Below are 20,904 nucleotides of genomic sequence, written 5' to 3'. Positions count from 1 at the left end.
GTCGTATCCGGTATTAGACCTCGTTTCCAAGGCTTATCCCAGAGTACAGGGCAGGTTACCCACGTGTTACTCACCCGTTCGCCGCTCGTGTACCCCGAAGGGCCTTACCGCTCGACTTGCATGTGTTAAGCACGCCGCCAGCGTTCGTCCTGAGCCAGGATCAAACTCTCCAATAAGGATCGTTGTGATCGCTCCAGACGGAATATGTCTGGCAATCTGGTCTTGCATCTCAAAGGAATACCCCGACGAGGGGTATTCATATTACTGGCTGTGTTTCGGCACGCTGTTGAGTTCTCAAAGAACACGCGCTCACCGGTTCCAGTCTCCGTTTCCGGAGGCTTTCTCTCGGGGCTTGTGTTGAAAGCTTAGCTCGTTCGTTTTCGCTTTGTCAAATCGGCCGTTTCGGCTTCTTCAGCTCGGCGCAAACTCGCTTCGCATTCAGTTTTTGCTTGGTTCAGAAGTTATCTGAGTGGCTTTCCCGGTGTCAAATCGGGGTCATTTTCAGATCCCGGACAGCACGTTAGGCCGTTCATTTACTTCTGGGGGTTTGACGCCGTGAAACTCTACCCGGCCCGATTCGCGGTGTCAACCGCTCGTTCCGGGGGTCTCGCTTGCGACCTGGAGAAAGTTACGCACGGGGACGATCAAAGTCAAATCGCCTGGTCAGCGGGCTGCTTGATCGGCACGGACGGCGCCGGAGCAGCCGGCTTGGCGCCGACTGGACGCGGTCGCAGCCACAGGGTGATGGAACGGAGTCCCTCCATCGCCCGCACGATCTGGTCCGGCGCGGCGGGCTGACGCGTCGCCACCGGCACCAGGTCGTAGCCCCAGACGCCGAACTCCTTGAGCACCGTCACCGGATCGTCACCGAAGTCCGTGGTCGCGGTCGCCGAGAACTCGAGGAACACGTGCGGCCTGTCGCGGCGCAACAACCGGACGAGTCCCGCGAGAGCGCGATGCCCGCGTCCAGGCGTGTCGACGCGCACGACGGAAAGCTTCATGCCCTGCACCAGTGCGATGTCCTCGAGCGCCTTGTCCAGGCGCACGGCCGGAACGCGGGCCACGTTTTCGCCGGCGTCCTCGGCCAGCGGCGCCACCGACACGCCACCGGTCAACGTCGGCGAAGCGGCGAGCTCGCCCGCGCTCTCCCACGCGGCACCCTCGACCACCGTCAGCCGGGAGGCGACCGCGGCGGGGAGGTTCGCCGAGACGTTGTGCCGCAGCAGTGCGGCCGCGGACGCGTCCGGCTCCACGGCGACAACGGCGCCCATCAGCCCGAGGCGCGACAACACGCGAATCGAGTGGTAGCCGACGTACGCGCCGACGTCGAGGAAGATCCCGTCCGGCTCCAGCACCGAGTCGAGCAGTTCGGCCAGGTCGGGCTCCCACACGCCGTTGGACGACAACAGCGGGAGCATGAACGCGTCGTCAGAGGGCAGCCGCATCATGCCCGCGTCGCACAACACCAACGACGAACGCACTTCGGGCGCGTCGCCCGAGGCCTCGTGCTGACGGACCACCACGCGACGCAGTGCATCCGCGGTCTGCTGGGCGTGGTTGGCCGCGCGGATGGCGACGTCCAGGCGCGAGTCGCGCTCGCGGAAGACCTCGACGACCTTGGACTCCAGGCTGTCGATCCGGTCCAGCGTCCGGTCGAGCGCCACGGTCAGCTTGTCGATCCGCTCGGCGAGCACCTCGTCGGACTTGGCGCGCTTGGCGGCCTCGGCGACGACGGCGTCCTCGACGTCGCGCTGCCGGCGGCCCTGACCGGCCATGTCCGCGCGCACGCGCACGACCCCGTCGTCCACGCCGACCAGCTGGTCGGAGAAGTGCGACTGCCGCGCCGCGACCTGCTCGATCTCGGCGCGGAGCAGTTCGAGCTCGCCGGCACCGACACCGGCCTTGAGCGCGTCCTGCCTGTTCACGAGCTCGGACACCGTGCGCTCGACCCCGTCGATCAGGGTGTGCAGCACCTGGCGCATGTGGTTGTCGTAGTGGTCCAGCGCGCGCAGCACGACCTTGCGCAGCGCGGGTGCCATCGGCGTGCGGCTCGGGCCGTCGACGGTCGGTTGCCTCAGTAAAGCGTGCTTGGCCGACTGCAGGGCGAGCATCGGGTCGACCTCGGCCTTCGGCTTCGGCCGGCGGGCCCGCCATCCCCGGTACGCGTGCTCGACGCGTTCGCGCAGGATCTCGGCCACGCGCGAAACCGAGCGCACGGACAAGACGTGCTCACGTCCGGCCGCACCGAGCGCCACGGCCGTGGGCAGGTCGTCGGCCAGGGAACGCAGCAGCTTCGCGGCGGCCTGCACGTCCGGTTCGGCACCCTGGTGGCACGGCACGAGAACCGCCGTCTTGCCGAACAGCTCGGCAACGGCGCCGTGGTCCGACGCGACGACGGGGACGCCCCGCACGGCCAGTTCGGCCAGGCGCAGCGCGATCCGGTCGTCCGCCCCGCCGCGGTGCAACGACACCACGGCATCGGCGACCTCGGCCACGTCGAGGTCTTCCACCAGGGAAATGCGCTGGTCGGACGCGGTGGCGAGGCGCAGGCGCTCGGCCGCCTCCGGGTGGTCGAACGCCCCCGAGACGGCGATCCGCAGCTCCACGTCCGTCCGGTCGGGGAACGCGGTCAGGAACGCCGACACCGCGCCCAGCACGTTGCCGGGCCTGTCGAGCTCGTGGTCCGCTATCGCCGCGAACACCACCACTTCGCCGGTCTCGTGCTCACGCGCACCGGTGTCGTGCACGGGTACTGGGACCACACGCACGATGGGCCCGCCGATGCGTTCAGCGGCGGCACGTGACACGTCCGAAGAAAGCCATAGTTCGTTCACGCCCGTGCGGTCGTCCGCAGCGGTGGCGTCCAACGCGACCTCGACGACGAAACGGCCCGGAGGCACCTCGTCGGAAGATGCACGCACCACGACGGGATAACCGCCATCGGTCGACACGGGCAGTCCGGACGCGCGGGCGGCGGCGAGCATCAGCTCCGCCACCGGCCCCGACCCCACGACGGACACGCCGAGCTGGTCGAGCAGCGCCGGGCCTTCCGACCGGGGCTGCGGCACGGCGGGCGCGGGCAGCCGTCCTGAGGCGACCCCGACCCCGGCGCACCACTCGCGCCACGCGTCCGCGTCGGCCCCGAACGGCGCCGGGAACTGCTGTTGCAAAGAAGGATCCGCACGCCACACCGCGTCGGCCCACCGCGTGCCACCGTGCTCGGTCGGCTCGCACGCCCAGATGAGGAACCCGCCCCCACCGTCCTCGCCGAACGCCGGCGGCGGTGTGAGCGCGGAGGCGCGGTAGTCGGCGCGCAGCTCGGACGGGATGGACGTCCCGTCGATCAACGCGTCGAACCGGTACGGCACGGGTGCGACGGACCAGCCGTGACGCACCAGTTCGGCGCGGTAGGCCTGGCAGAGCTCGGCGACTTCCGTGTGCTCCGAGAGCAGCACACGGGGACGTTCGGCGAAATCGGCGGAGAGCAGCCATGGGCGACGTGGGTCGAATCCGCGGAAGTGCACCGTCAGCAGGTCTTGACCCACCACGGCGAGAGAGCCGGACTCGGTGCGGTGCAACGGCCGGTCGGCGACGTTCCACACGGACAATCCGACCCGTGCGTCCCGCACGACGTGGTGCGGCACGATCGCCGGCATGTCCAGGGAGGTCAGGTAGGGCTCGGAGCCCTTGCCCACGGCGATGAAGCCGGGGTCGAACGCGCCCTGGTCGTGCAGGTCGGACGGCCCCGGCTGCAGCCCGTCCGCCGCCAGCGGCCGCAACGTGCGGGGCAGCAGCACGACCGGCGCGTTCTGCAACGCCTCCAGCACGAGCTTCGTCAGCGACCCGAACACCTGCACCCACGGGTCGAGGTACAGCACGGGCATGCCCTGCGGCAGCAACGCCTCCAGCAGCTTCGGCACCATGGCGGCCTTCAGCTCGGAGGCGTCGAGCGAGGTCGCGAGCACGTACAGGTCGTGCTCGTCGACACCAATGTCCAGCGGCGTCATCAGTCCCGGTCCCGAGTGCTCGGGCTGCGCGTCGACGACCAGCGCGACGAACCGGCCCTCGGGGTGCTCCGCGAGGAACGAGCTGGACAGGACCTTGACCGCGGGCAGCTCGGCCGCCGTGGCGACCGTGCACGCGCAGATCGTCGGCTGGAACTCGGGTACCTCAGTCACGGACAGCACGTGAATGCCTCACAGCATGGGAAGAAGTGTGCGCAACTCGTACGGGGTGACGCTACGACGGTACGCGTCCCACTCCGTCCGCTTGTTGCGCAGGAAGAAGTCGTAGACGTGCTCGCCCAGCGCTTCGGGGAGCAGCTCGGAGTTCTCCATCTCGGTGAGCGCCTCACCGAGGTTCTGCGGCAGGTTCGCGTAGCCCGCGGCGCGGCGTTCGCGGTCGGTCAGCGACCACACGTCGTCCTCGGCGGGCGGCGGCAGCTCGTAGCCCTTCTCGATGCCGCGCAGGCCGGCGGCCAAGATGACCGAGTACGCCAGGTACGGGTTGCACGCGGAGTCGAGCGAGCGGACCTCGACGCGGCGCGACGACGACTTGCCGGGCGAGTACATCGGCACGCGGACCAGTGCGGAGCGGTTCGCGTGACCCCAGCACACGGCCGTGGGGGCCTCACCGCCGACGATCAGCCTCTTGTAGGAGTTGACCCACTGGTTCGTGACGCCGGAGATCTCGCGCGCGTGCTTGAGGATGCCCGCGACGAACTGCTTGCCGATGTCGGAGAGCTGGTACGGGTCCTCCTCGTCGTAGAAGGCGTTGCGGTCGCCCTCGAACAGAGAGAAGTGGGTGTGCATGCCCGAGCCCGGCTGGTCCGAGAAGGGCTTGGGCATGAACGAGGCGCGCACGCCCTGCGTGATCGCGACCTCCTTCACCAGGTAGCGGAACGTCATGACGTTGTCCGCCATGGTCAGCGCGTCGGCGTAGCGCAGGTCGATCTCCTGCTGGCCGGGCGCTCCCTCGTGGTGGCTGAACTCGACGGAGATGCCCATGGCCTCCAGCGCCTCGATGGCGTGGCGGCGGAAGTGCGTGGCGGTCTCGTGCGAGGTCTGGTCGAAGAACCCGCCGTTGTCCGCGGGCTCGGGCTCGCTGCCGTCACCGGGCAGGCCCTTGAGCAGGAAGAACTCGATCTCGGGGTGGACGTAGCAGGTGAAGCCGGCCTCGCTCGCCTTCGACAGCGTGCGGCGCAGCACGTGGCGCGGGTCGGCCCACGACGGGGAGCCGTCCGGCATGGTGATGTCGCAGAACATGCGCGCGGAGTAGTTGGTGCCCTCCGGCGTCTGCCACGGCAGCACCTGGAACGTGCCGGGGTCCGGCTTCGCGACCATGTCCGACTCGTAGACGCGGGCGAAGCCCTCGATCGCGGAGCCGTCGAACCCGATGCCCTCGCTGAAGGCACCCTCGAGCTCGGCCGGTGCGACCGCCACGGACTTCAAGAAGCCCAGGACGTCCGTGAACCAGAGCCGGACGAACCGGATGTCGCGTTCCTCTAGCGTGCGGAGCACGAACTCCTGCTGGCGGTCCATAGTGCGCAGCTTAAGGGCTCTGGAGTCTCTACGATCAACGCATGTCGGCACGTTGGTTGTTGGTTTGCGCACTCGCCCTGCTCACGAGCTGCACCTCCGGGGGAGATCTCCCCGATGGTGCGACCTTGCTCTCGAAATCGGCCGAGTCGATGAAGTCGGTCAAGACGGTGCACTTCACCATCAAGGTCGACGGCGAGCTGCCGGACGTGCCGGTGAAGGACGCCGACGGCGACCTCACCTCCGCAGGGGACTCGAAGGGCACCGCCAAGGTCACGTTCGGCGGGCAGCTGCTGTCGGTCGAGTACGTGCTGACCGGCGGGAACCTGCACTTCAAGGGCCCGACGGGCGGGTTCACGAAGCTGCCGGCGGCGTTCGCGGGGCAGGTGTACGACCCGTCCGCGATCCTGAACCCGGACAAGGGCGTGGCCAAGGTGCTGAGCAGCGCCAAGGACGCGAAGACCAAGTCGTCCGGTGACGTGTCGGTGGTCGAGGCGACGGTGCCGAAGGACGTGGCGGCCGGGCTGGTGCCGGGCATCTCCGCGGACGTGAAGTCGACGTTCTCGGTCGGGAGCGACAACAAGCTCAAGAGCGCGCTGTTCGAGCTCCCCGGTGGTCAGAAGGTCGACATCGGCCTGACCGACTTCGACAAGCCCGTCACCGTGACAGCGCCCGCGTAATGCGGAAAGTCGCTCTCGCCGCGTCCGGCGCGGCTGTGCTGCTGGGGGCCCTCGACGCGTACGTCGTCGTCGGCGTCCTCACGGACATGGTGCGTGATCTCGGCATCGCGGTGAACGAGCTGGAGCAGGCGACGCCGATCGTCACCGGGTACCTGCTCGGGTACGTGGCGGGGATGCCGCTGCTCGGGCAGCTGTCGGACCGGCTCGGGCGGCGGTTCGTGCTGCAGGTCTCGCTGCTCGGGTTCCTGGTGGGCTCGGTCATCACGGCGTTGGCCGCTGACGTGCCGTTGCTCGTCCTCGGGCGCGTGGTGCAGGGCCTGGCCGGTGGCGCGTTGCTGCCGGTGACGATGGCGCTGGTCGCGGACCTGTGGGAGGAGCACCGGCGGTCGGCCGCTCTCGGGACCGTGGGTGCCGCTCAGGAGCTGGGGTCTGTTCTCGGCACGCTGTACGGCATCGCGGTGGCGTCGCTGTTCAACGCCCTGCCGTTGTTCGAGGCGTGGGAGCCGCAGAGCTGGCGGTGGATTTTCTGGGTGAACATCCCGTTGGCGGTCATCGCGATGGTGATCGTGCAACGGACCGTGCCGAACACACGGCGTGAGGTGCGCATCGACGTCGTGGGCGGCGTTCTGCTCGCCGCCGCGCTGTCGTTGCTGGTCGTGGCGCTCTACAACCCGACTCCGGCCGAATCGGTGCTGCCGTCGTGGGGCTGGCCGACGTTGGCGGCGGCCTTCGTCGTGCTGGGTGCCTTCTTCTTGTGGGAACGCCGTAGTGCCGTGCGGCTCATCGATCCCGAGGGTGTGCAGTGGCGGCCGTTCTGGGCCGTTCTCGGGGTCTCTCTCGCGGCCGGGGCGGCGTTGATGGTGACGCTGGTCGACGTGGAGTTGTTCGCGCAGACGGTGTTGCGGCGGGATTCCGCGTCCGCCGCCACGCTGCTGACGCGGTTCCTGATCGCGTTGCCGGTCGGTGCCGTGCTGGGTGGGTTCCTCGCGTCGCGGATCGGCGACCGCTGGGTGTCGTTCGGCGGGCTCGCGCTGGCGTCGGTGTCGTACGTGTTCATCGCGCAGTGGCCCGCGGACGTCAGCGGGCTCGTGCTCACGCGTGACCTGGCCATCGCCGGTTTCGGGCTGGGCCTGGTCATCGCGCCGTTGTCCGGTGCTGTGCTGCGCGTCGTCCCGTCAGTGCGTCACGGCGTGGCGTCGGCGTTCGTCGTCGTCGCGCGCATGACGGGCATGCTCGTCGGAGTGGCGGCGTTGTCCGCGTGGGGACTGCACCGGTTCCGCGAGCTCACGGCAGGCTTGAACACGCCGCTGCCGTTCGGCGTCGAACCCGCTGAGTTCCAGCGGCAGATGGCCGAGTACCAGCGCGGGCTCACCGAGGCGCTGCTCACCGAGTACCACGAGATCTTCCTGATCACGGCGGTGATCTGCGCGTTCGGAGCGCTGGGATCGGTCTTCCTCCCCGGTCGGGCTCAGCAGATCGAATCCGTCTCGGGCAGCCTCAGGTCGACCAGGTAGTTCGTGCCCACGCCGTCCACGCAGCCGATGCCCGCGAGGAACGCCGTGTGCTGGTTGCCGTTGTACGTCAGCAGTCGTGCGCCGAGGGCCTGCGCGAGGTCGACGCCGGACTGGTAGGGCGTCGCCGGGTCACCGGTCGTCGACACCACCAGCACCTGCGGCAGCCCGTTCACGATCGGCGGGTGCGGTTCCGACGTGTGCGGGGCCGGCCAGAACGCGCACGGGCCGAGCGCCGTCTCGTCGGTGGGGACGGTGTCGTTGCCCAGCAGTTCCAACAGCCTCCGACGGTTGGACTCCAGGGTGGCGCGGTCCTTGATCGGCGGCTCGTCGACGCAGCGGATGGCCACGAACGCGTCCTGGATGCGGCTGTAGGTGCCGTCCTGGGCGCGGCCGAGGTACTGGTCGGCGAGCTGCAGCAGGGTGGTGCCCTTGTTCTGCTTGAGCTCCTGCAGTCCCTTGTAGGCGGTCTCCCACAGCCGGTCCGTGTACATCGCCTGGATGATGGCGGTGTTCGCGTCCGAGTGGGACAGCTTGCGGTCGCCGACCTGCAGCGGGGCCTTCTTGAGCGGCTCGATCATCTGGCGGAACTTCGACTCGGCCGTGGCCGTGTCCCTCCCGATCGGACAGTCGCGCTGGGCGCACCAGCCCGCGAAGCGGTTGAACGACTCCTCGAAGCCCTGCGCCTGACGCGCTGACGCGGCCACCTTGTCGGCGTTGGTCTCCACAGCGCCGTCGAGCACCATCGCGCGCACGTTGCGAGGGAACATCTCGGCGTACAACGTGCCGATGCGCGTGCCATAGGAGTAGCCGAGGTAGCTCAGCTTCTTCTCCCCCAGCGCGGCGCGCAGCACGTCGACGTCCCGCACGACGTCACGGGTGCCGACGTTGCGCAGCAGGTCGATGCCGCTGCGTTCGGCGCACTTGTCGACGAAGTACTTGTTCTCCTGCTCGGTCTGGTTCGCGCTCTCGCCCTTGGGCCGCAACCGCTGCGCGTCGCGTTCCGCGTCGGTCAGGCACTGGACGCGGGGCTGGCTCGCCCCGACGCCGCGCGGGTCGAACCCGACGACGTCGAACCGCTTGCCGACCGGGTTGCCCGCCTGCATGTTCGCGACGTGCGCCATGCCCGACCCGCCCGGACCGCCGGGGTTCACCACGAGGGAGCCGACCCTGCGGTCCTTCTCGGTGGCGGGCCTGCGCAGCAGTCCGACGGTGATTGTCCCCGCGTCCGGCTTCTCGTAGTCGAGGGGGACCGCTAATCGCGCGCACTGGATGCCCTCGCGCTCGTACAGCCCCTTGCTCTTCGCATCGGTCGCGTAGGGCTGGCACGCGCCCCACGCCAACACCTGCGTGTAGAAGCGCTCGATGCCCTTGCGGCCGGCGACGGGCGTGCCGTCGATGCGCGCGTAGGAGGTGGACGTGCTGAGCACAACGATCAAGGCGAACAAGGCCGCGGTGACTCGGGATCGCCTCTTCGTCATTAGGCGCACCGGGTTCCGTCAGCGGGCAAGGTCTGGTCGATCAGGTACTTCACGCCCGCGTCGTCCACGCACCGGTCACCCTGCAGGAAGACCGTGTGCTGCACGCCCTCGAAAGTGAGCAGGCGCGAGTTGAGCGCTTTGGCCAGGTTCACGCCCGCCTCGTACGGCGTCGCCGGGTCGCCGGTCGTGGAGATGACCAGCAGCGGCGGGATGCCGTCGGCCTTGGGCGGGCCGGTGCGGGCGGTGACGGGGGCGGGCCAGAACGCGCACGAGTCGAGCGCCGCGCCGGCCGGGTTGCCGTCGTCGAGGAACGGCGCCGCCTCCTTGTACTTCTTCTGGGTCTCCAACAGCGCGTTCTTGTCCGTCAGCCGTGGGTCGTCGACGCAGTGCACGGCGTTGAACGCGTCCGTGATGGTCGAGTACTGGCCCTGGTCGTCGCGGTCGAAGTAGGCGTCCGCGAGGCGCAGCAGCGTCGTGCCCTTGCCGGCCTTCAGCTCCTGCAGGCCGTTGAGCAGGATCGGCCACAACTGCTCCGAGTACATCGCCTGGATCGCCGCGGTGATGGCGTCGTTGTAGGACAGCTTGCGGTCGCCGACGTCGACCGGCTTCTGGATCAACGGCGTCGTGAGCTGCCGGAAGCTCGAGTTGGCATCGGCGCCGAGGGGGCAGTCCTTCTTCCCGCGGCACCACTTCACGAACTCGTCGAAGGCCTTCTGGAAGCCCGCGGCCTGGGCGACCAGCGACGCGAGCTGGTCCTGGGTGGGGTCGACGGCACCGTCGAGGATGAGCGCGCGCACGTTCTGGGGGAAGGTCTCGGCGTACTCGGTGCCTATACGTGTGCCGTACGAGTACCCGACGTAGCTCAGCTTCGCGTCGCCGAGCGCAGAGCGGAGGACATCCATGTCCTTAACTACGTCCCGCGTGCCCAAATTGGCGAGCATTGCCGCCCCGAATTTTGTCCCGGCGGCACACTTCTCGGCATACGTCCTGTTCTCTTGCTCCGTTTGGGCGATTCCGGCCGGAGAAGTGTCCGTGTCGAGGTCCAGGCGCTCGGCGTCGCGCTCCGGTCCGGTGAGGCAGGTGACCGCCGGTTCGCTCGCGCCGATGCCCCTCGGGTCGAACCCGATGAGGTCGAACTTCTCCGCGAGGTCGGTCTTGCGGTACTCCGAGACCATGCCGGCGGCCGACGCCATGCCGGACGCGCCGGGGCCGCCGGGGTTGGTCAGCAGCGAGCCGATCTTCTGCCCGGTCGCCTTGTACCGGAGCACGCCGATCGTGATCGTGTCGCCGGTTGGTTTGCTGTAGTCGAGGGGAACCCTCAGGCGAGTGCACTCGACGTCGCGCTTGGTGCCGTAGGCGTCCCTGCTGGACCCGGTGGTGGCATAAGGAGCGCAGTTCTCCCAGCCGAGTTTTTGGCCGTAGAACTCCTCCAGACCAGCGGGAACGACGCCGGCGGGGCCTGAGGACTCGAAGGAGACGCCGGGCTTGGACGTCCCCTCGATGACCGACGTGCAGGACGCGAGCAGCGGAATGACGAGCAACACGCTCAAGAGACGGACCACAGTCCGATGGTATGGGAGATGATGGGGGCATGCCGCAGCTTCGGATCGCGCTAGCCCAGGTCAACGCCACTGTTGGCGATCTTCGGGGCAACGCTTCGCTGGTCGTGGACTGGACGCGCAAGGCCCGTGAGGGCGGGGCGCACCTCGTCGTGTTCCCCGAGATGGTGCTGACCGGCTACCCGGTCGAGGACCTGGCGATCCGCACGTCGTTCGCACGGGCGTCCGCCGAGGCGCTGGAGGCGCTGGCGGGGTCGCTGGAGGCGGCCGGGCTCGGTGACGTCGCCGCCGTCGTCGGGTACCTGGAGCACGACTCCGTCGGCCCGCGCAACGCCGCGGCCGTGCTGCACGGCGGCCAGGTCGTCGCGCGGCAGTTCAAGCACCACCTGCCGAACTACGGCGTGTTCGACGAGCGCCGCTACTTCAAGGCCGGCTCGTCGCTCGACGTCGTGCGCGTCAACGGCGTCGAGGTCGGCATGGTGATCTGCGAGGACCTGTGGCAGGACGGCGGCCCGATCACCGCGCTCGGTGACGCGGGCGTCGACGTCGTGGTCTCGCCCAACGCCTCGCCGTACGAGCGCAACAAGGACGACCTGCGCCTGCCGCTGGTGGCCCGCCGCGCCGCCGAGGCCCACGCGCCCCTCGCGTACTGCAACCTGGTCGGCGGCCAGGACGAGCTGGTGTTCGACGGCGACTCGCTCGTCGTGTCGGCCGAGGGCGCGCTCGTCGGACGCGCGCCGCAGTTCGTCGAGCACCTGATGTTCGTCGACTTCGACCTGCCCGGCGGCGGTACCTACCGGACCGGTCAGATCGGCGACTTCGACGTGCGCCGCGTGTTCGTCTCGGACGCGGTGCCGGCCTACGAGCCGTTGCCCGCGCCGCGCGTGTTCGAGCCGCTGTCCGACGAGGCCGAGGTGTGGCACGCCCTGGTCACCGGCCTGCGGGACTACGTGCACAAGAACAGCTTCCGATCCGTGGTGCTCGGTCTGTCCGGTGGCATCGACTCGGCCGTGGTCGCCTCTCTGGCCGTGGACGCCCTCGGCGCCGACGCGGTCTACGGCGTCTCGATGCCGTCCTCCTACTCGTCCGAGCACTCGCGGTCGGACGCCTCCGACATGGCCGAGCGCACGGGCCTGCACTTCACGACCGAGCCGATCGGCGAGATGGTCGACGTGTACGTCTCGCAGCTCAAGCTGACCGGCCTGGCCGAGGAGAACATCCAGGCCCGATGCCGCGGCATGCTGCTGATGGCGCTGTCGAACCAGCACGGTCACCTGGTGCTCGCGACCGGCAACAAGTCCGAGCTCGCCGTGGGCTACTCGACGATCTACGGCGACGCGGTCGGCGGCTACGCCCCGATCAAGGACGTGCTGAAGACGCTGGTCTGGGACCTCGCCCGCTGGCGCAACGCCGAGGCGGAGAAGCGCGGCGAGACCCCGCCGATCCCGGAGAACTCGATCTCCAAGCCGCCGTCGGCCGAACTGCGCCCCGGCCAGGTCGACACCGACTCGCTGCCGGACTACGAGGTCCTCGACGCCCTGCTCGACGACTACGTGCACTGCGACCGCGGGTACGACGCGCTGCTGGCCGCCGGGCACTCGCCGGAGCTGGTCGACCGGGTGCTGCGGATGGTGGACAAGGCCGAGTACAAGCGGCGCCAGTACCCGCCGGGCACGAAGATCTCGAACAAGGCGTTCGGGCGGGACCGGCGGCTGCCGATCACGAACGGGTGGCGCGAGGGCTGAGGGCTCGGGCTGACGCGCGGGTGGTGCGAGACGACGGCGGGCGGTGCCAGGCCTGAGGATCGCGGGCCGCCCCGCGCACGGCGGCGCGTGGCGCGAGCGCTGACTCTCGTGTGCCGGACGCGGTCGGGACGCGCGAGCGCCTCCCGCCGAGGGCCGGTGGCCCTCGCGGTGGCCTGGGCTCCCGGGACGAGAGTGGAGCCTGCTGTACCGCGCCGCCCCAGGTCGGACCGTTAGGTTTCTCGGCATGAAACGGATCTGGGCCGCGATCGTCTACCTGGCGAGCGGCCTGTTGACGGCCATCGCCTCGTGGCTCGCGCTGGGCATCCTGTTGCTGTCGGTGGTGGTCCTGCCGTTGCTGCCGATCACCGCGCCGTACGTGCGCCGGATCGTCGACTTCGACCGGCGGCGGCTCGCCCGCTACACCGGGGTCGAGCTGCCGTCACCGCCGCCGCTCGACGGGCCGTGGCTGCACCGGGCCCAGCGGGTGCTGGCCGATCCGGAGAGCCGGCGCGAGGGGTTGTGGCTGGTCACGCACGCCCTGTTCGGCACGGTGTTCGGGGCGCTCGCGATCGGGATCCCCGGCTCGTTGATCCAGCAGCCGTTCGTAATGCTGACGTGGTGGATGATCCCCGGCGGCAACGACAACTCGTTCGGCGTCCACGTCGACTCCTGGCCGAAGGCGTTGCTGAGCGTGCCCATCGCGCTCGTGCTCTGGCTGGTCGTCCTGCAGTTCCCGAAGCTCGCGAACCTCGACGCGCGGTGGGCGGGCAAGATGCTGTCGCCGCCCAAGGCGTCGCTCGAGAAGCGGCTCGCCGAGGTCGTCGCCACCCGTGCCGCCGCGCTGCAGGCGCACGGGGCCGAGCTGCGGCGCATCGAGCGGAACCTGCACGACGGCACGCAGAACAAGCTGGTCGGCGTCGTCATGATGCTCGGCATCGCGGAGCGGACGCTCAAGCAGAACCCCGACAACGCGTTGCAGGCGTTGCTGCGGGCGCAGGACGCGGCGGGGGACGCCCTCGAAGAACTCCGCAACGTCGTGCGCAGCATCCACCCGCCGGTGCTGGAGGACCTGGGGCTGGACGGCGCGATCCAGGCGCTCGCGGCGCGGTGCCCGGTGCCGTGCGTGCTCACGGCCGAGCACCTGGGCAGGCTGCCGGCGGCGGTGGAGGCGGCGGCGTACTTCGCGGTGGCCGAGGCCTTGACGAACGTGGCCAAGCACAGCGGTGCCCGGCACGCGTGGGTCAGCCTGAACCTCGACCGGGACCGGCTCGCCGTGGTCGTCCACGACGACGGCAAGGGCGGCGCGGACGAGAAGCAGGGGACGGGGCTGGACGGCATTCGCGGCAGGGTCGCGGCGCTCGACGGCACCGCGGAAGTGAGCAGTCCCGAGGGTGGCCCTACCGTTCTCACCGTCGTGCTACCTGTGGGGAAGTGAACTCATGCGCATCGTGATCGCCGAAGACGACGCCCTGCTCCGCGAAGGGCTGACGTTGTTGCTGCGCAACGAAGGCATCGAAGTGGCGGCGGCGACCGACAACCCGGACGACTTCCTGGTGGCCGTCGCCGAGCACGAGCCGGACATCGCCGTCGTCGACGTGCGGATGCCGCCGACGTTCACCGACGAGGGCCTGCGGGCCGCGGTGGAGGCACGGCGACGGCACCCGAAGCTGGCCGTGCTGGTCCTGTCCGCATGGGTCGAGCAGAGCTACGCGCACGAACTGCTCGCCGGCACCAACGGCGGCGTCGGTTACCTCCTGAAGGAACGCGTCGGCAAGGTCGCGGACTTCCTCGACTCGCTGCACCGCGTCGCGAACGGCGGCACGGCGCTCGACCCCGAGGTCGTGTCACAACTCCTCGTGCGGCGCAAGGCGGACGACGCGCTGAGTGTGTTGTCTCCGCGCGAACGCGAGGTCCTCGGACTGATGGCGGAAGGGCTGTCGAACGCCGCCATCGGCGAGAAGCTCGTCCTCAGCGCGGGAGCCGTGCACAAGCACATCGGCAACGTGTTCCTGAAGCTCGGCCTCAACAGCGAGGACGGCTCAGGCGACCGCCGGGTGCAAGCGGTCCTGGCGTACCTGGACCACTGAGCCGGATCACTGGGCCTGATCACTGGGGCCGGACGAACGGGAACAGCACGGTCTGCCGGATCGACGTGCCGGTCAGCATCATCAGCAACCGGTCGACGCCCATGCCGAGCCCCCCGGTCGGCGGCATGCCGTGCTCCAGCGCCCGCAGGAAGTCCTCGTCCAGCTCCATCGCCTCGACGTCACCGGACGCGGCCTTCAGCGACTGCGCCTCCAGCCGTCGCCGCTGCTCCAGCGGGTCGGTCAGCTCCGAGTAGGCCGTGCCGATCTCCGCGCCGAACGCCACCAGGTCCCACCGCTCGGCCAGGCGAGGGTCGACGCGGTGCTGCCGGGTCAGCGGCGACACCGACGTCGGGAAGTCGATGTAGAAGGTCGGGCCGACGGTGTTCGCCTCGACGAACGAGTCGTACGCCTCCTGCACCAGCTGGCCGTGGTCCCAGTCCTCGTTGACCTCCACGCCCCGCGCGCCCAGCAACGACCGCAGGTCGGTGACGGACGTGTCCGGGGTGACCTCAACGCCCAGAGCCGAGGAGACCGCCGTGTAGACCGGAACCACCGGCCACTCCCCCGAGATGTCGAAGACGCCCTCGGGCCGGTGTGCGACCTCCTCGCCGAACGCTTCGCGCGCCGCGTGCTGGATCAACGCGCGCACGAGGTCGAGCATGACCCGGTAGTCCGCATAGGACTGGTAGGCCTCCAGCATCGTGAACTCGGGGTTGTGGGTCGCGTCCGCGCCCTCGTTGCGGAAGTTGCGGTTCAGCTCGAACACCCGGTCCACACCGGCGACGCAGAGCCGTTTCAAATACAGTTCCGGCGCGATCCGCAGGTACATCCGCATGTCGTAGGCGTTGATGTGGGTGACGAACGGCCGGGCGTTCGCGCCGCCGTGCACCGCCTGCAGCATCGGCGTCTCGACCTCGAGGTACTCCTGCGCGTGCAGGAACTCCCGCACGCTGCGGATGACGTCGCTGCGCAGCTTCAGCAGGTGCGCCGAGTCGGAGTTGACCACCAGGTCGAGGTAGCGCTGGCGGACGCGGGCCTCCGGGTCGGTGAAACCCTTCCGCTTGTCCGGCAACGGGTGCAGACACTTCGCGGTCATCGTCCACGACGACGCGAGCACCGAGATCTCGCCGTGGTCGGACTTGATCACGCGTCCGGTCACGCCGACGTGGTCGCCGAGGTCGACGTCCGACTTCCACGACGCCAGCGCGTCGCCCAGCGAGTCGGCGGTCAGCATCAGCTGGATCTCGCCGCTGAAGTCCCGCACCCGCGCGAAGCAGAGCCTGCCCATCTCCCGCAACGCCACCACGCGGCCGGTGACCGACACCTCCTCGCCGAAGCGTTCCCGTGCCCCGGCGAGGAGATCCGTGCGGGCGAACCCGACCGGGTACGGGTCGACGCCCTGCGACAGGAGCCGTTCGACCTTCGCGATCCGCACCCGGACCTGCTCGGGCCTGCGCACGGACTTCGGCTCGACCCGGATCGCGTCGATCTCGGCCACGCGGGCCGCGAAGTCGTCGCTGACGTCCGTCTTCTGCAACGCCCGCTTGCGCAACGACCGCAGCGACGGCACGAACCCCTCGGCGACACCGGCGGCGATGCTGACCCGCGGCAACGACCGCGAGCGCTGGTAGCAGAGGAAACGCGGTTCCCACTCCGGCAGGTACTTGGCGTTCGACCGGTACAGCGACTCCAGCTGGAAGAACCGCGAGGCGAGCGACAGCACGCTCCGCCACGCCCGCAGCACCGGGCCGGCGCCGATCTTCTCGCCCTCCTCGAACACCGCGCGGAACATCGCGAAGTTGAGCGAGATCCGTTGCACGCCGAGATGTCCGGCGGCGGCCGCGAGCTGGGCGACCATGTACTCGTTGAGGCCGTTCTCCGCAGCACGGTCGCGCCGCATCAAGTCCAGCGAGACCCCGCGACGGCCCCACGGCACGAACGACAGCAGGCCGCGCAACGCACCTGAGGCGTCGTAGGCCTCGACCATCACGCACCGGCCGTCGCTCGGATCTCCCAGGCGCCCCAACGCCATCGAGAACCCGCGCTCGGTCTCGGCACCGCGCCACGCCTCCGCCAGGTCCAGGATGGACGCCATCTCGTCCGGCGCGATCTCGCTGTGGCGGCGGACGCGGGTGGTGTACCCGGCCCGTTCGACACGGGACACGGCCTGGCGCAGCCCCTTGCGCTCCGGACCGGCGAGCACGAACCGGCGGACGTCGAGGATCGCCTCGTCCCCGATCTCCAGCGCCTTCAGCCCGGCGTCGGAGTAGACCTGCGCACCGCGTTCGGACGCGCCGAGCACGCCGGGCATCCAGCCGTACGTGCGCGCCTCGGCCAGCCACGCGCGCACGGCCTCGGGCCAGTGCTCCTCGTCGCCGATCGGGTCGGCCGACGCGAGCGTCACGCCGCCGATCACGCGGTACGTCAGGGCGGCACGACCCGATGCCGCGAACACGACGCTCTTGTCGCGCCGGGTGGCGAAGTAGCCCAGCGAGTCGGGCTCGCCGTCGGCCGCGAGCAGCCGGCGCACGTCCAGCTCCTGCTCGGGGGTGATCATGCTCTGGGTGCGGACACCGCGGAAGAACAGGTACATCGCGCGGACCGCGACGAGCGCGCCACCGAGGCCCAGCACCACGCTCAGCCACTGCGGGCCCTCGGGGATGTCGAGCCGGCCCAGCCGCACGACCTCACCCGTGGCCTGGTTCGCCGCCCACGCGAGCTTGTCGGTCTGCGCGACCAGCTTCCCGGGGAACACCTCGGTGAGGGCCCAGCCGACGCCGATCAGCGCGATCATGCCCACCACGAACGACACGAGCGCCCGCAGCCACGCGCCGCGGGCCAGCCGGGCGGGGAACGCGTCGCGCACCACGAACAGCAGCGTCACCAGCACCAGCGAGGTCGCGACGCCGACACCGAGGAACACCCAGTGCGGCTTCTCGCCCTCGTCCAGGACTTCTTCAGGCGCCAGGGCCAAGATGACCATGATGAACCCGACCAGCAGCAGGCCCAGGAGCTGGAACAGCAGCAGCGTCCACAGCGCCGCTCGCTTGTGCCTGCGCAGGGCGGCGCCGAGGACGAAGAAGACCATGGCGATGAACAGGTTGCCGTCGATCGGCAGACCGAAGAAGTACCCGATGCCGTCCGCGACGTCGGTGAACCAGCTCTCCTCGGGCAGGATCACCCTGAGCAGCGACAACACCCCGGCCAGCTGGACGATCGTCGCGATCGCCCCCGCGGTCTTCCACTTCCACGCCGGTGCCACTACCACTCCCGAGGTCAGCCGATGACCGCCATGATCCCGTCTTCCGCCGGGCGGGTGCATGTCGCGGCGTCCGGGCGTGTCGACGGACCCGTCGTCGTGCTCAGCTCGGGCCTGGGCGGTGCGTGGTTCGACTGGGACCGGACCGTGCGGCTGCTCGCACCACTCGCGCGGGTGATCGTGTTCGACCGGCCCGGGCTCGGGCTGAGCGGTCCCGCCCGGCGCGGGCCGTCGCTCGCGCGGGAGGTGGCGGTGCTCGACGCCGTGCTGCGCGGGGTGCCGAGCGCGGTCCTGATCGGACACTCGATGGCGTCGATGCACGTCGAGGCCTACGCGCGGCTGCGGCCGCACCGGGTCGACGGGGTGGTCCTGCTGGACCCGGACACCGAGACGCCGGGCGCGGGAGCCCCGTTCGACGTGTCGGCGGTGCTCGCGCAGGGCGTGCGGGCGTTCGGCAGCCGCTGGCTCGGCGCCCGGATCACGCGGCGCTACGGGCACTCGTTCCGCAACCTGCTGACGGCGGTCTCGACGCTCGGCGTCACCGATCCCGCACCCGCCGACCTGGTCGAGATGGTCTACCGGCGGCCCGGTGTCGGGCGGGCGGTGTTGTGGGAGCTCGCGTCCTACCCCGGCCAGGTGGCGACCCTGGAACGGCTGCGGACGCGCCGGCCGTTGCCCCGTGTGCCGTGGCTCGTGCTCACGGCCGGACGGAAGGTCTGGCCGGAGCACCGGTCGTTGGCCGCCCTCGTGCCGTGGGGACGCAACGTGCCGGTGCCCGGCAGCCGTCACATGATCCAGATGGACCGGCCGGACGCCGTGGTCATGGCCGTCCGGGAAGTACTCAGGGGTCTGCCCGACCGCTGAGCAGGCAGAACTCGTTGCCCTCCGGGTCGGCGAGGGTGTGCCAGCTCACGTCCTCGCCCTGGCCGATGTCGACGCGGGTGGCGCCGAGCGAGAGGAGTCGCTCCAACTCCTCGGCCTGCGAGCGGTCCGTGGCCTTCACGTCGATGTGCAGGCGGAGCTTCTGCAGCTTGCGGTCGTGGTTGCGCAGGAACAGCAGGGTCGTGCGCTTGTCCGGCGGTCCGATCTCCACCGAGTCGTCGTCGCGGTCGAGCACCTCGTAGCCCAGGACTTCCCCCCAGAAGGTGGCAAGGCGTTCGGGATCGGTGCAGTCGAGTACCAGTTCTGTGATTCGTGCTGCCACCCGTGTGACGGTAGCCGCATCTCCGTTCCGTTTCCGGTCAACGGTGCCACTCTGGACTTCGGCAACCGTGCACAAGCGCCCGGGGACCCACCGACGTGGGCCTCGAGGAAAGGAACGGTCGACGATGACCACTGCCGAAGTTTCCGCGCCCTACGGCTCCGGAGCGGGCCAGAAGGCCCCCGCCAAGCGCGTTCGCGTCCACCACCTGCGTGAGATGAAGGAACGCGGCGAGGCGTGGCCCATGCTCACCTCGTACGACACCTTCACCGCCCAGATCTTCGACGAGGCCGGCATCCCCGTGCTGCTGGTCGGTGACTCCGCCTCGAACACCGTCTTCGGCAACGACACCTCGCTGCCCGTGACGGTCGACGAACTCGTACCGCTGGTGCGTGCGGTGTCCCGCTCGGTCAAGCGCTCTCTCGTGGTCGCCGACCTGCCGTTCGGCTCCTACCAGGTGTCGGTCGAGCAGGCCGTCGCGACGGCCGTCCGGTTCATGAAGGAAGGCCAGGCGCACGCGGTCAAGCTGGAGGGCGGCGCCTACTTCGCGCCGCACATCCGCGCGATCACGGCCGCGGGCATCCCGGTCATGGCGCACATCGGCTTCACCCCGCAGTCCGAGCACGCGCTCGGCGGCTACCGCGTGCAGGGCCGCCACGACAACCACGACGTCGTGGTGCAGGACGCGCTGGCCGTGCAGGAGGCGGGCGCGTTCGCGGTCGTGCTGGAGATGGTGACCGCCGAGGTCGCGAAGCAGATCACGCACGACCTCGTCATCCCGACCGTGGGCATCGGCGCCGGTCCGGACACCGACGCCCAGGTGCTGGTGTGGCAGGACATGATGGGCCTGAACCGCGGCAAGGCGCCCCGGTTCGTGAAGCGCTACGCGGACATCGGCAACATCATGCTCGGCGCGGCCACCGAGTTCGCCAACGAGGTGCGCGGGCAGCAGTTCCCCGGTCCCGAGCACACCTTCCACTGAGCCTCTAGCGGGTCCAGACCTCCGGGTCTGGACCCGCCGGCACGATGCCGGTCGGGTTGATCTGGTGGTGCGTCACGTAGTAGTGGCGCTTGATGTGGTCCCAGTTCACCGTGTCCCCGAACTGCGCGTAGAGGCGCTTCGCGTACGCCCACAGGTTCGGCATCTCGGTGAGCTTGTTGCGGTTCGTTTTGAAGTGGCCGTGGTAGACGGCGTCGAACCGGACCAGCGTGGTCCAGAGCCGGATGTCGGCCTCGGTGAGCTGCTCCCCCACCAGGTGGGTGCGGGTGGCGAGGTGGGCCTCGATGCGGTCGAGTTCGGCGAACAGGTTCGTGTACGCCTCCTCGTAGGCCTCCTGTGACGTGGCGAAACCGGCCTTGTAGACGCCGTTGTTGACGTTGTGGAAGATCGGCTCGATCCAGGCGTCGATCTCCTCGCGCAGGTGCTCCGGGTAGAGGGTGCTCTCCGGGCGCCACTTCAGGCTGAAGTCCAGGGTGATCTGCGGGTAGTCGTTGGTGACGACCTGCTTCGTGGTCGTGTCGACCAGCGCGGGGACGGTGACGCGGCCCTCGTAGCCGGGATCCGCGTTGTCGTAGGCCTCTTTCAGGTAGTCGATGCCCAGCACGGGGTCGGTCTCGGCGAACCGCCAGCCCTTCTCGTCGCGGATCGGGTCGACGACGGCGAGGAAGATGGCGTCTTCGAGGCCCAGGAGCTTGCGGACGATGACCGCGCGGTGCGCCCACGGGCAGGCGAGGCTGACGACGAGCCGGTAGCGGCCCGGCTCGGGTTCCGGCCGGGCGGTGAAGCGGTTGGGCTGCCGGACGAACGCGCCGGTGGTGGACGTCTCCTTCGTGAACTGCGCCAT

General features: G+C 69.5%; 14 protein-coding genes and 1 rRNA gene. 7 read left to right on the top strand and 8 right to left on the bottom strand.

Annotated elements, in window-relative coordinates; genetic code table 11:
- The 3 genes from BMY74_RS05435 to glnA all read right to left on the bottom strand — a co-directional run.
- Positions 1 to 176: ribosomal RNA gene (locus BMY74_RS05435) — 16S ribosomal RNA — on the bottom strand; the annotation flags it as partial.
- Between the two features lie 474 nt (positions 177 to 650).
- Positions 651 to 4,178: an FkbM family methyltransferase gene (locus tag BMY74_RS05430; RefSeq protein WP_143091452.1), complete on the bottom strand. Its 3,528-nt coding sequence runs from the start codon at positions 4,176 to 4,178 to the stop codon at positions 651 to 653.
- Between the two features lie 18 nt (positions 4,179 to 4,196).
- Positions 4,197 to 5,540: a type I glutamate--ammonia ligase gene (glnA, locus tag BMY74_RS05425; protein ID WP_089910147.1), complete on the bottom strand. Its 1,344-nt coding sequence runs from the start codon at positions 5,538 to 5,540 to the stop codon at positions 4,197 to 4,199.
- Between the two features lie 125 nt (positions 5,541 to 5,665).
- On the opposite strand from glnA, the gene BMY74_RS05420 reads away from it, so the two are divergent.
- Together BMY74_RS05420 and BMY74_RS05415 are read left to right on the top strand one after the other, a co-directional pair.
- Entirely contained in the window at positions 5,666 to 6,217 is a 552-nt protein-coding gene (locus tag BMY74_RS05420) for an LppX_LprAFG lipoprotein (protein WP_177229567.1), read from the top strand.
- The gene (locus BMY74_RS05415; protein WP_089910138.1) at positions 6,217 to 7,731 is read left to right on the top strand and encodes an MFS transporter; all 1,515 of its coding nucleotides are present in this window, start codon (positions 6,217 to 6,219) and stop codon (positions 7,729 to 7,731) included. The genes BMY74_RS05420 and BMY74_RS05415 overlap by 1 nt, the downstream gene beginning before the upstream one ends.
- On the opposite strand, the gene BMY74_RS05410 is transcribed toward BMY74_RS05415, so the two are convergent.
- Positions 7,686 to 9,209 carry an alpha/beta hydrolase gene (locus BMY74_RS05410; protein ID WP_089910134.1) on the bottom strand — a complete coding sequence of 508 codons (1,524 nt, stop codon included), beginning with the start codon at positions 9,207 to 9,209 and terminating at the stop codon, positions 7,686 to 7,688. The two genes, BMY74_RS05415 and BMY74_RS05410, sit on opposite strands and share 46 nt — an antisense overlap.
- On the bottom strand, positions 9,209 to 10,771 hold the full coding sequence (locus tag BMY74_RS05405; RefSeq protein WP_089910130.1) for an alpha/beta hydrolase: 1,563 nt from the start codon (positions 10,769 to 10,771) through the stop codon (positions 9,209 to 9,211). Before BMY74_RS05405 ends, BMY74_RS05410 begins: the two co-directional genes overlap by 1 nt.
- A gap of 29 nt (positions 10,772 to 10,800) precedes the next feature.
- Here BMY74_RS05405 and BMY74_RS05400 point away from each other — a divergent pair, with 29 nt between their 5' ends.
- The 3 genes from BMY74_RS05400 to BMY74_RS05390 all read left to right on the top strand — a co-directional run bounded on the left by BMY74_RS05400 (position 10,801) and on the right by BMY74_RS05390 (position 14,600).
- On the top strand, positions 10,801 to 12,513 hold the full coding sequence (locus tag BMY74_RS05400) for an NAD+ synthase (RefSeq protein WP_089910127.1): 1,713 nt from the start codon (positions 10,801 to 10,803) through the stop codon (positions 12,511 to 12,513).
- Between the two features lie 244 nt (positions 12,514 to 12,757).
- Complete coding sequence (locus BMY74_RS05395; protein ID WP_089910124.1) at positions 12,758 to 13,948, top strand: sensor histidine kinase; 1,191 nt, start codon at positions 12,758 to 12,760, stop codon at positions 13,946 to 13,948.
- A gap of 4 nt (positions 13,949 to 13,952) precedes the next feature.
- Positions 13,953 to 14,600 carry a response regulator gene (locus BMY74_RS05390; protein WP_089910121.1) on the top strand — a complete coding sequence of 216 codons (648 nt, stop codon included), beginning with the start codon at positions 13,953 to 13,955 and terminating at the stop codon, positions 14,598 to 14,600.
- 19 nt (positions 14,601 to 14,619) lie between these two features.
- Here the strand turns inward: BMY74_RS05390 and lysX are convergent, their stop codons facing one another.
- On the bottom strand, positions 14,620 to 17,922 hold the full coding sequence (lysX, locus tag BMY74_RS05385) for a bifunctional lysylphosphatidylglycerol synthetase/lysine--tRNA ligase LysX (RefSeq protein WP_089910118.1): 3,303 nt from the start codon (positions 17,920 to 17,922) through the stop codon (positions 14,620 to 14,622).
- Between lysX and BMY74_RS05380 the strand changes: the two genes are divergently transcribed.
- Positions 17,884 to 18,723 carry an alpha/beta fold hydrolase gene (locus tag BMY74_RS05380; RefSeq protein ID WP_089910114.1) on the top strand — a complete coding sequence of 280 codons (840 nt, stop codon included), beginning with the start codon at positions 17,884 to 17,886 and terminating at the stop codon, positions 18,721 to 18,723. The genes lysX and BMY74_RS05380 overlap by 39 nt on opposite strands.
- On the opposite strand, the gene BMY74_RS05375 is transcribed toward BMY74_RS05380, so the two are convergent.
- Positions 18,701 to 19,063 carry a VOC family protein gene (locus BMY74_RS05375; protein ID WP_089910112.1) on the bottom strand — a complete coding sequence of 121 codons (363 nt, stop codon included), beginning with the start codon at positions 19,061 to 19,063 and terminating at the stop codon, positions 18,701 to 18,703. The two genes, BMY74_RS05380 and BMY74_RS05375, sit on opposite strands and share 23 nt — an antisense overlap.
- A gap of 124 nt (positions 19,064 to 19,187) precedes the next feature.
- Between BMY74_RS05375 and panB the strand changes: the two genes are divergently transcribed.
- Complete coding sequence (panB, locus tag BMY74_RS05370; protein ID WP_089910109.1) at positions 19,188 to 20,042, top strand: 3-methyl-2-oxobutanoate hydroxymethyltransferase; 855 nt, start codon at positions 19,188 to 19,190, stop codon at positions 20,040 to 20,042.
- A 4-nt stretch (positions 20,043 to 20,046) separates the two neighbouring features.
- Here panB and BMY74_RS05365 read toward each other — a convergent pair whose 3' ends face one another.
- Positions 20,047 to 20,904, bottom strand: a complete 858-nt coding sequence (locus BMY74_RS05365; RefSeq protein WP_089910105.1) for a glutathione S-transferase family protein — start codon at positions 20,902 to 20,904, stop codon at positions 20,047 to 20,049.

Source organism: Lentzea albida, assembly GCF_900111005.1.
In the GTDB taxonomy this organism is placed as follows: Bacteria; Actinomycetota; Actinomycetes; order Mycobacteriales; family Pseudonocardiaceae; genus Lentzea; species Lentzea albida.
The sequence above is the reverse complement of the archived record's forward strand: the minus strand, read 5'-3'. Positions and strand labels throughout refer to the sequence as shown.

Excerpts from the sequence above, each read along its gene's own strand:
- glnA (WP_089910147.1), bottom strand. The coding sequence starts at position 5,540 with ATGGACCGCCAGCAGGAGTTCGTGCTCCGCACGCTAGAGGAACGCGAC.
- BMY74_RS05365 (WP_089910105.1), bottom strand. The coding sequence starts at position 20,904 with ATGGCGCAGTTCACGAAGGAGACGTCCACCACCGGCGCGTTCGTCCGG.
- lysX (WP_089910118.1), bottom strand. The coding sequence starts at position 17,922 with ATGCACCCGCCCGGCGGAAGACGGGATCATGGCGGTCATCGGCTGACC.
- BMY74_RS05390 (WP_089910121.1), top strand. The coding sequence starts at position 13,953 with ATGCGCATCGTGATCGCCGAAGACGACGCCCTGCTCCGCGAAGGGCTG.
- BMY74_RS05395 (WP_089910124.1), top strand. The coding sequence starts at position 12,758 with ATGAAACGGATCTGGGCCGCGATCGTCTACCTGGCGAGCGGCCTGTTG.
- BMY74_RS05410 (WP_089910134.1), bottom strand. The coding sequence starts at position 9,209 with ATGACGAAGAGGCGATCCCGAGTCACCGCGGCCTTGTTCGCCTTGATC.
- panB (WP_089910109.1), top strand. The coding sequence starts at position 19,188 with ATGACCACTGCCGAAGTTTCCGCGCCCTACGGCTCCGGAGCGGGCCAG.
- BMY74_RS05400 (WP_089910127.1), top strand. The coding sequence starts at position 10,801 with ATGCCGCAGCTTCGGATCGCGCTAGCCCAGGTCAACGCCACTGTTGGC.
- BMY74_RS05415 (WP_089910138.1), top strand. The coding sequence starts at position 6,217 with ATGCGGAAAGTCGCTCTCGCCGCGTCCGGCGCGGCTGTGCTGCTGGGG.
- BMY74_RS05380 (WP_089910114.1), top strand. The coding sequence starts at position 17,884 with ATGACCGCCATGATCCCGTCTTCCGCCGGGCGGGTGCATGTCGCGGCG.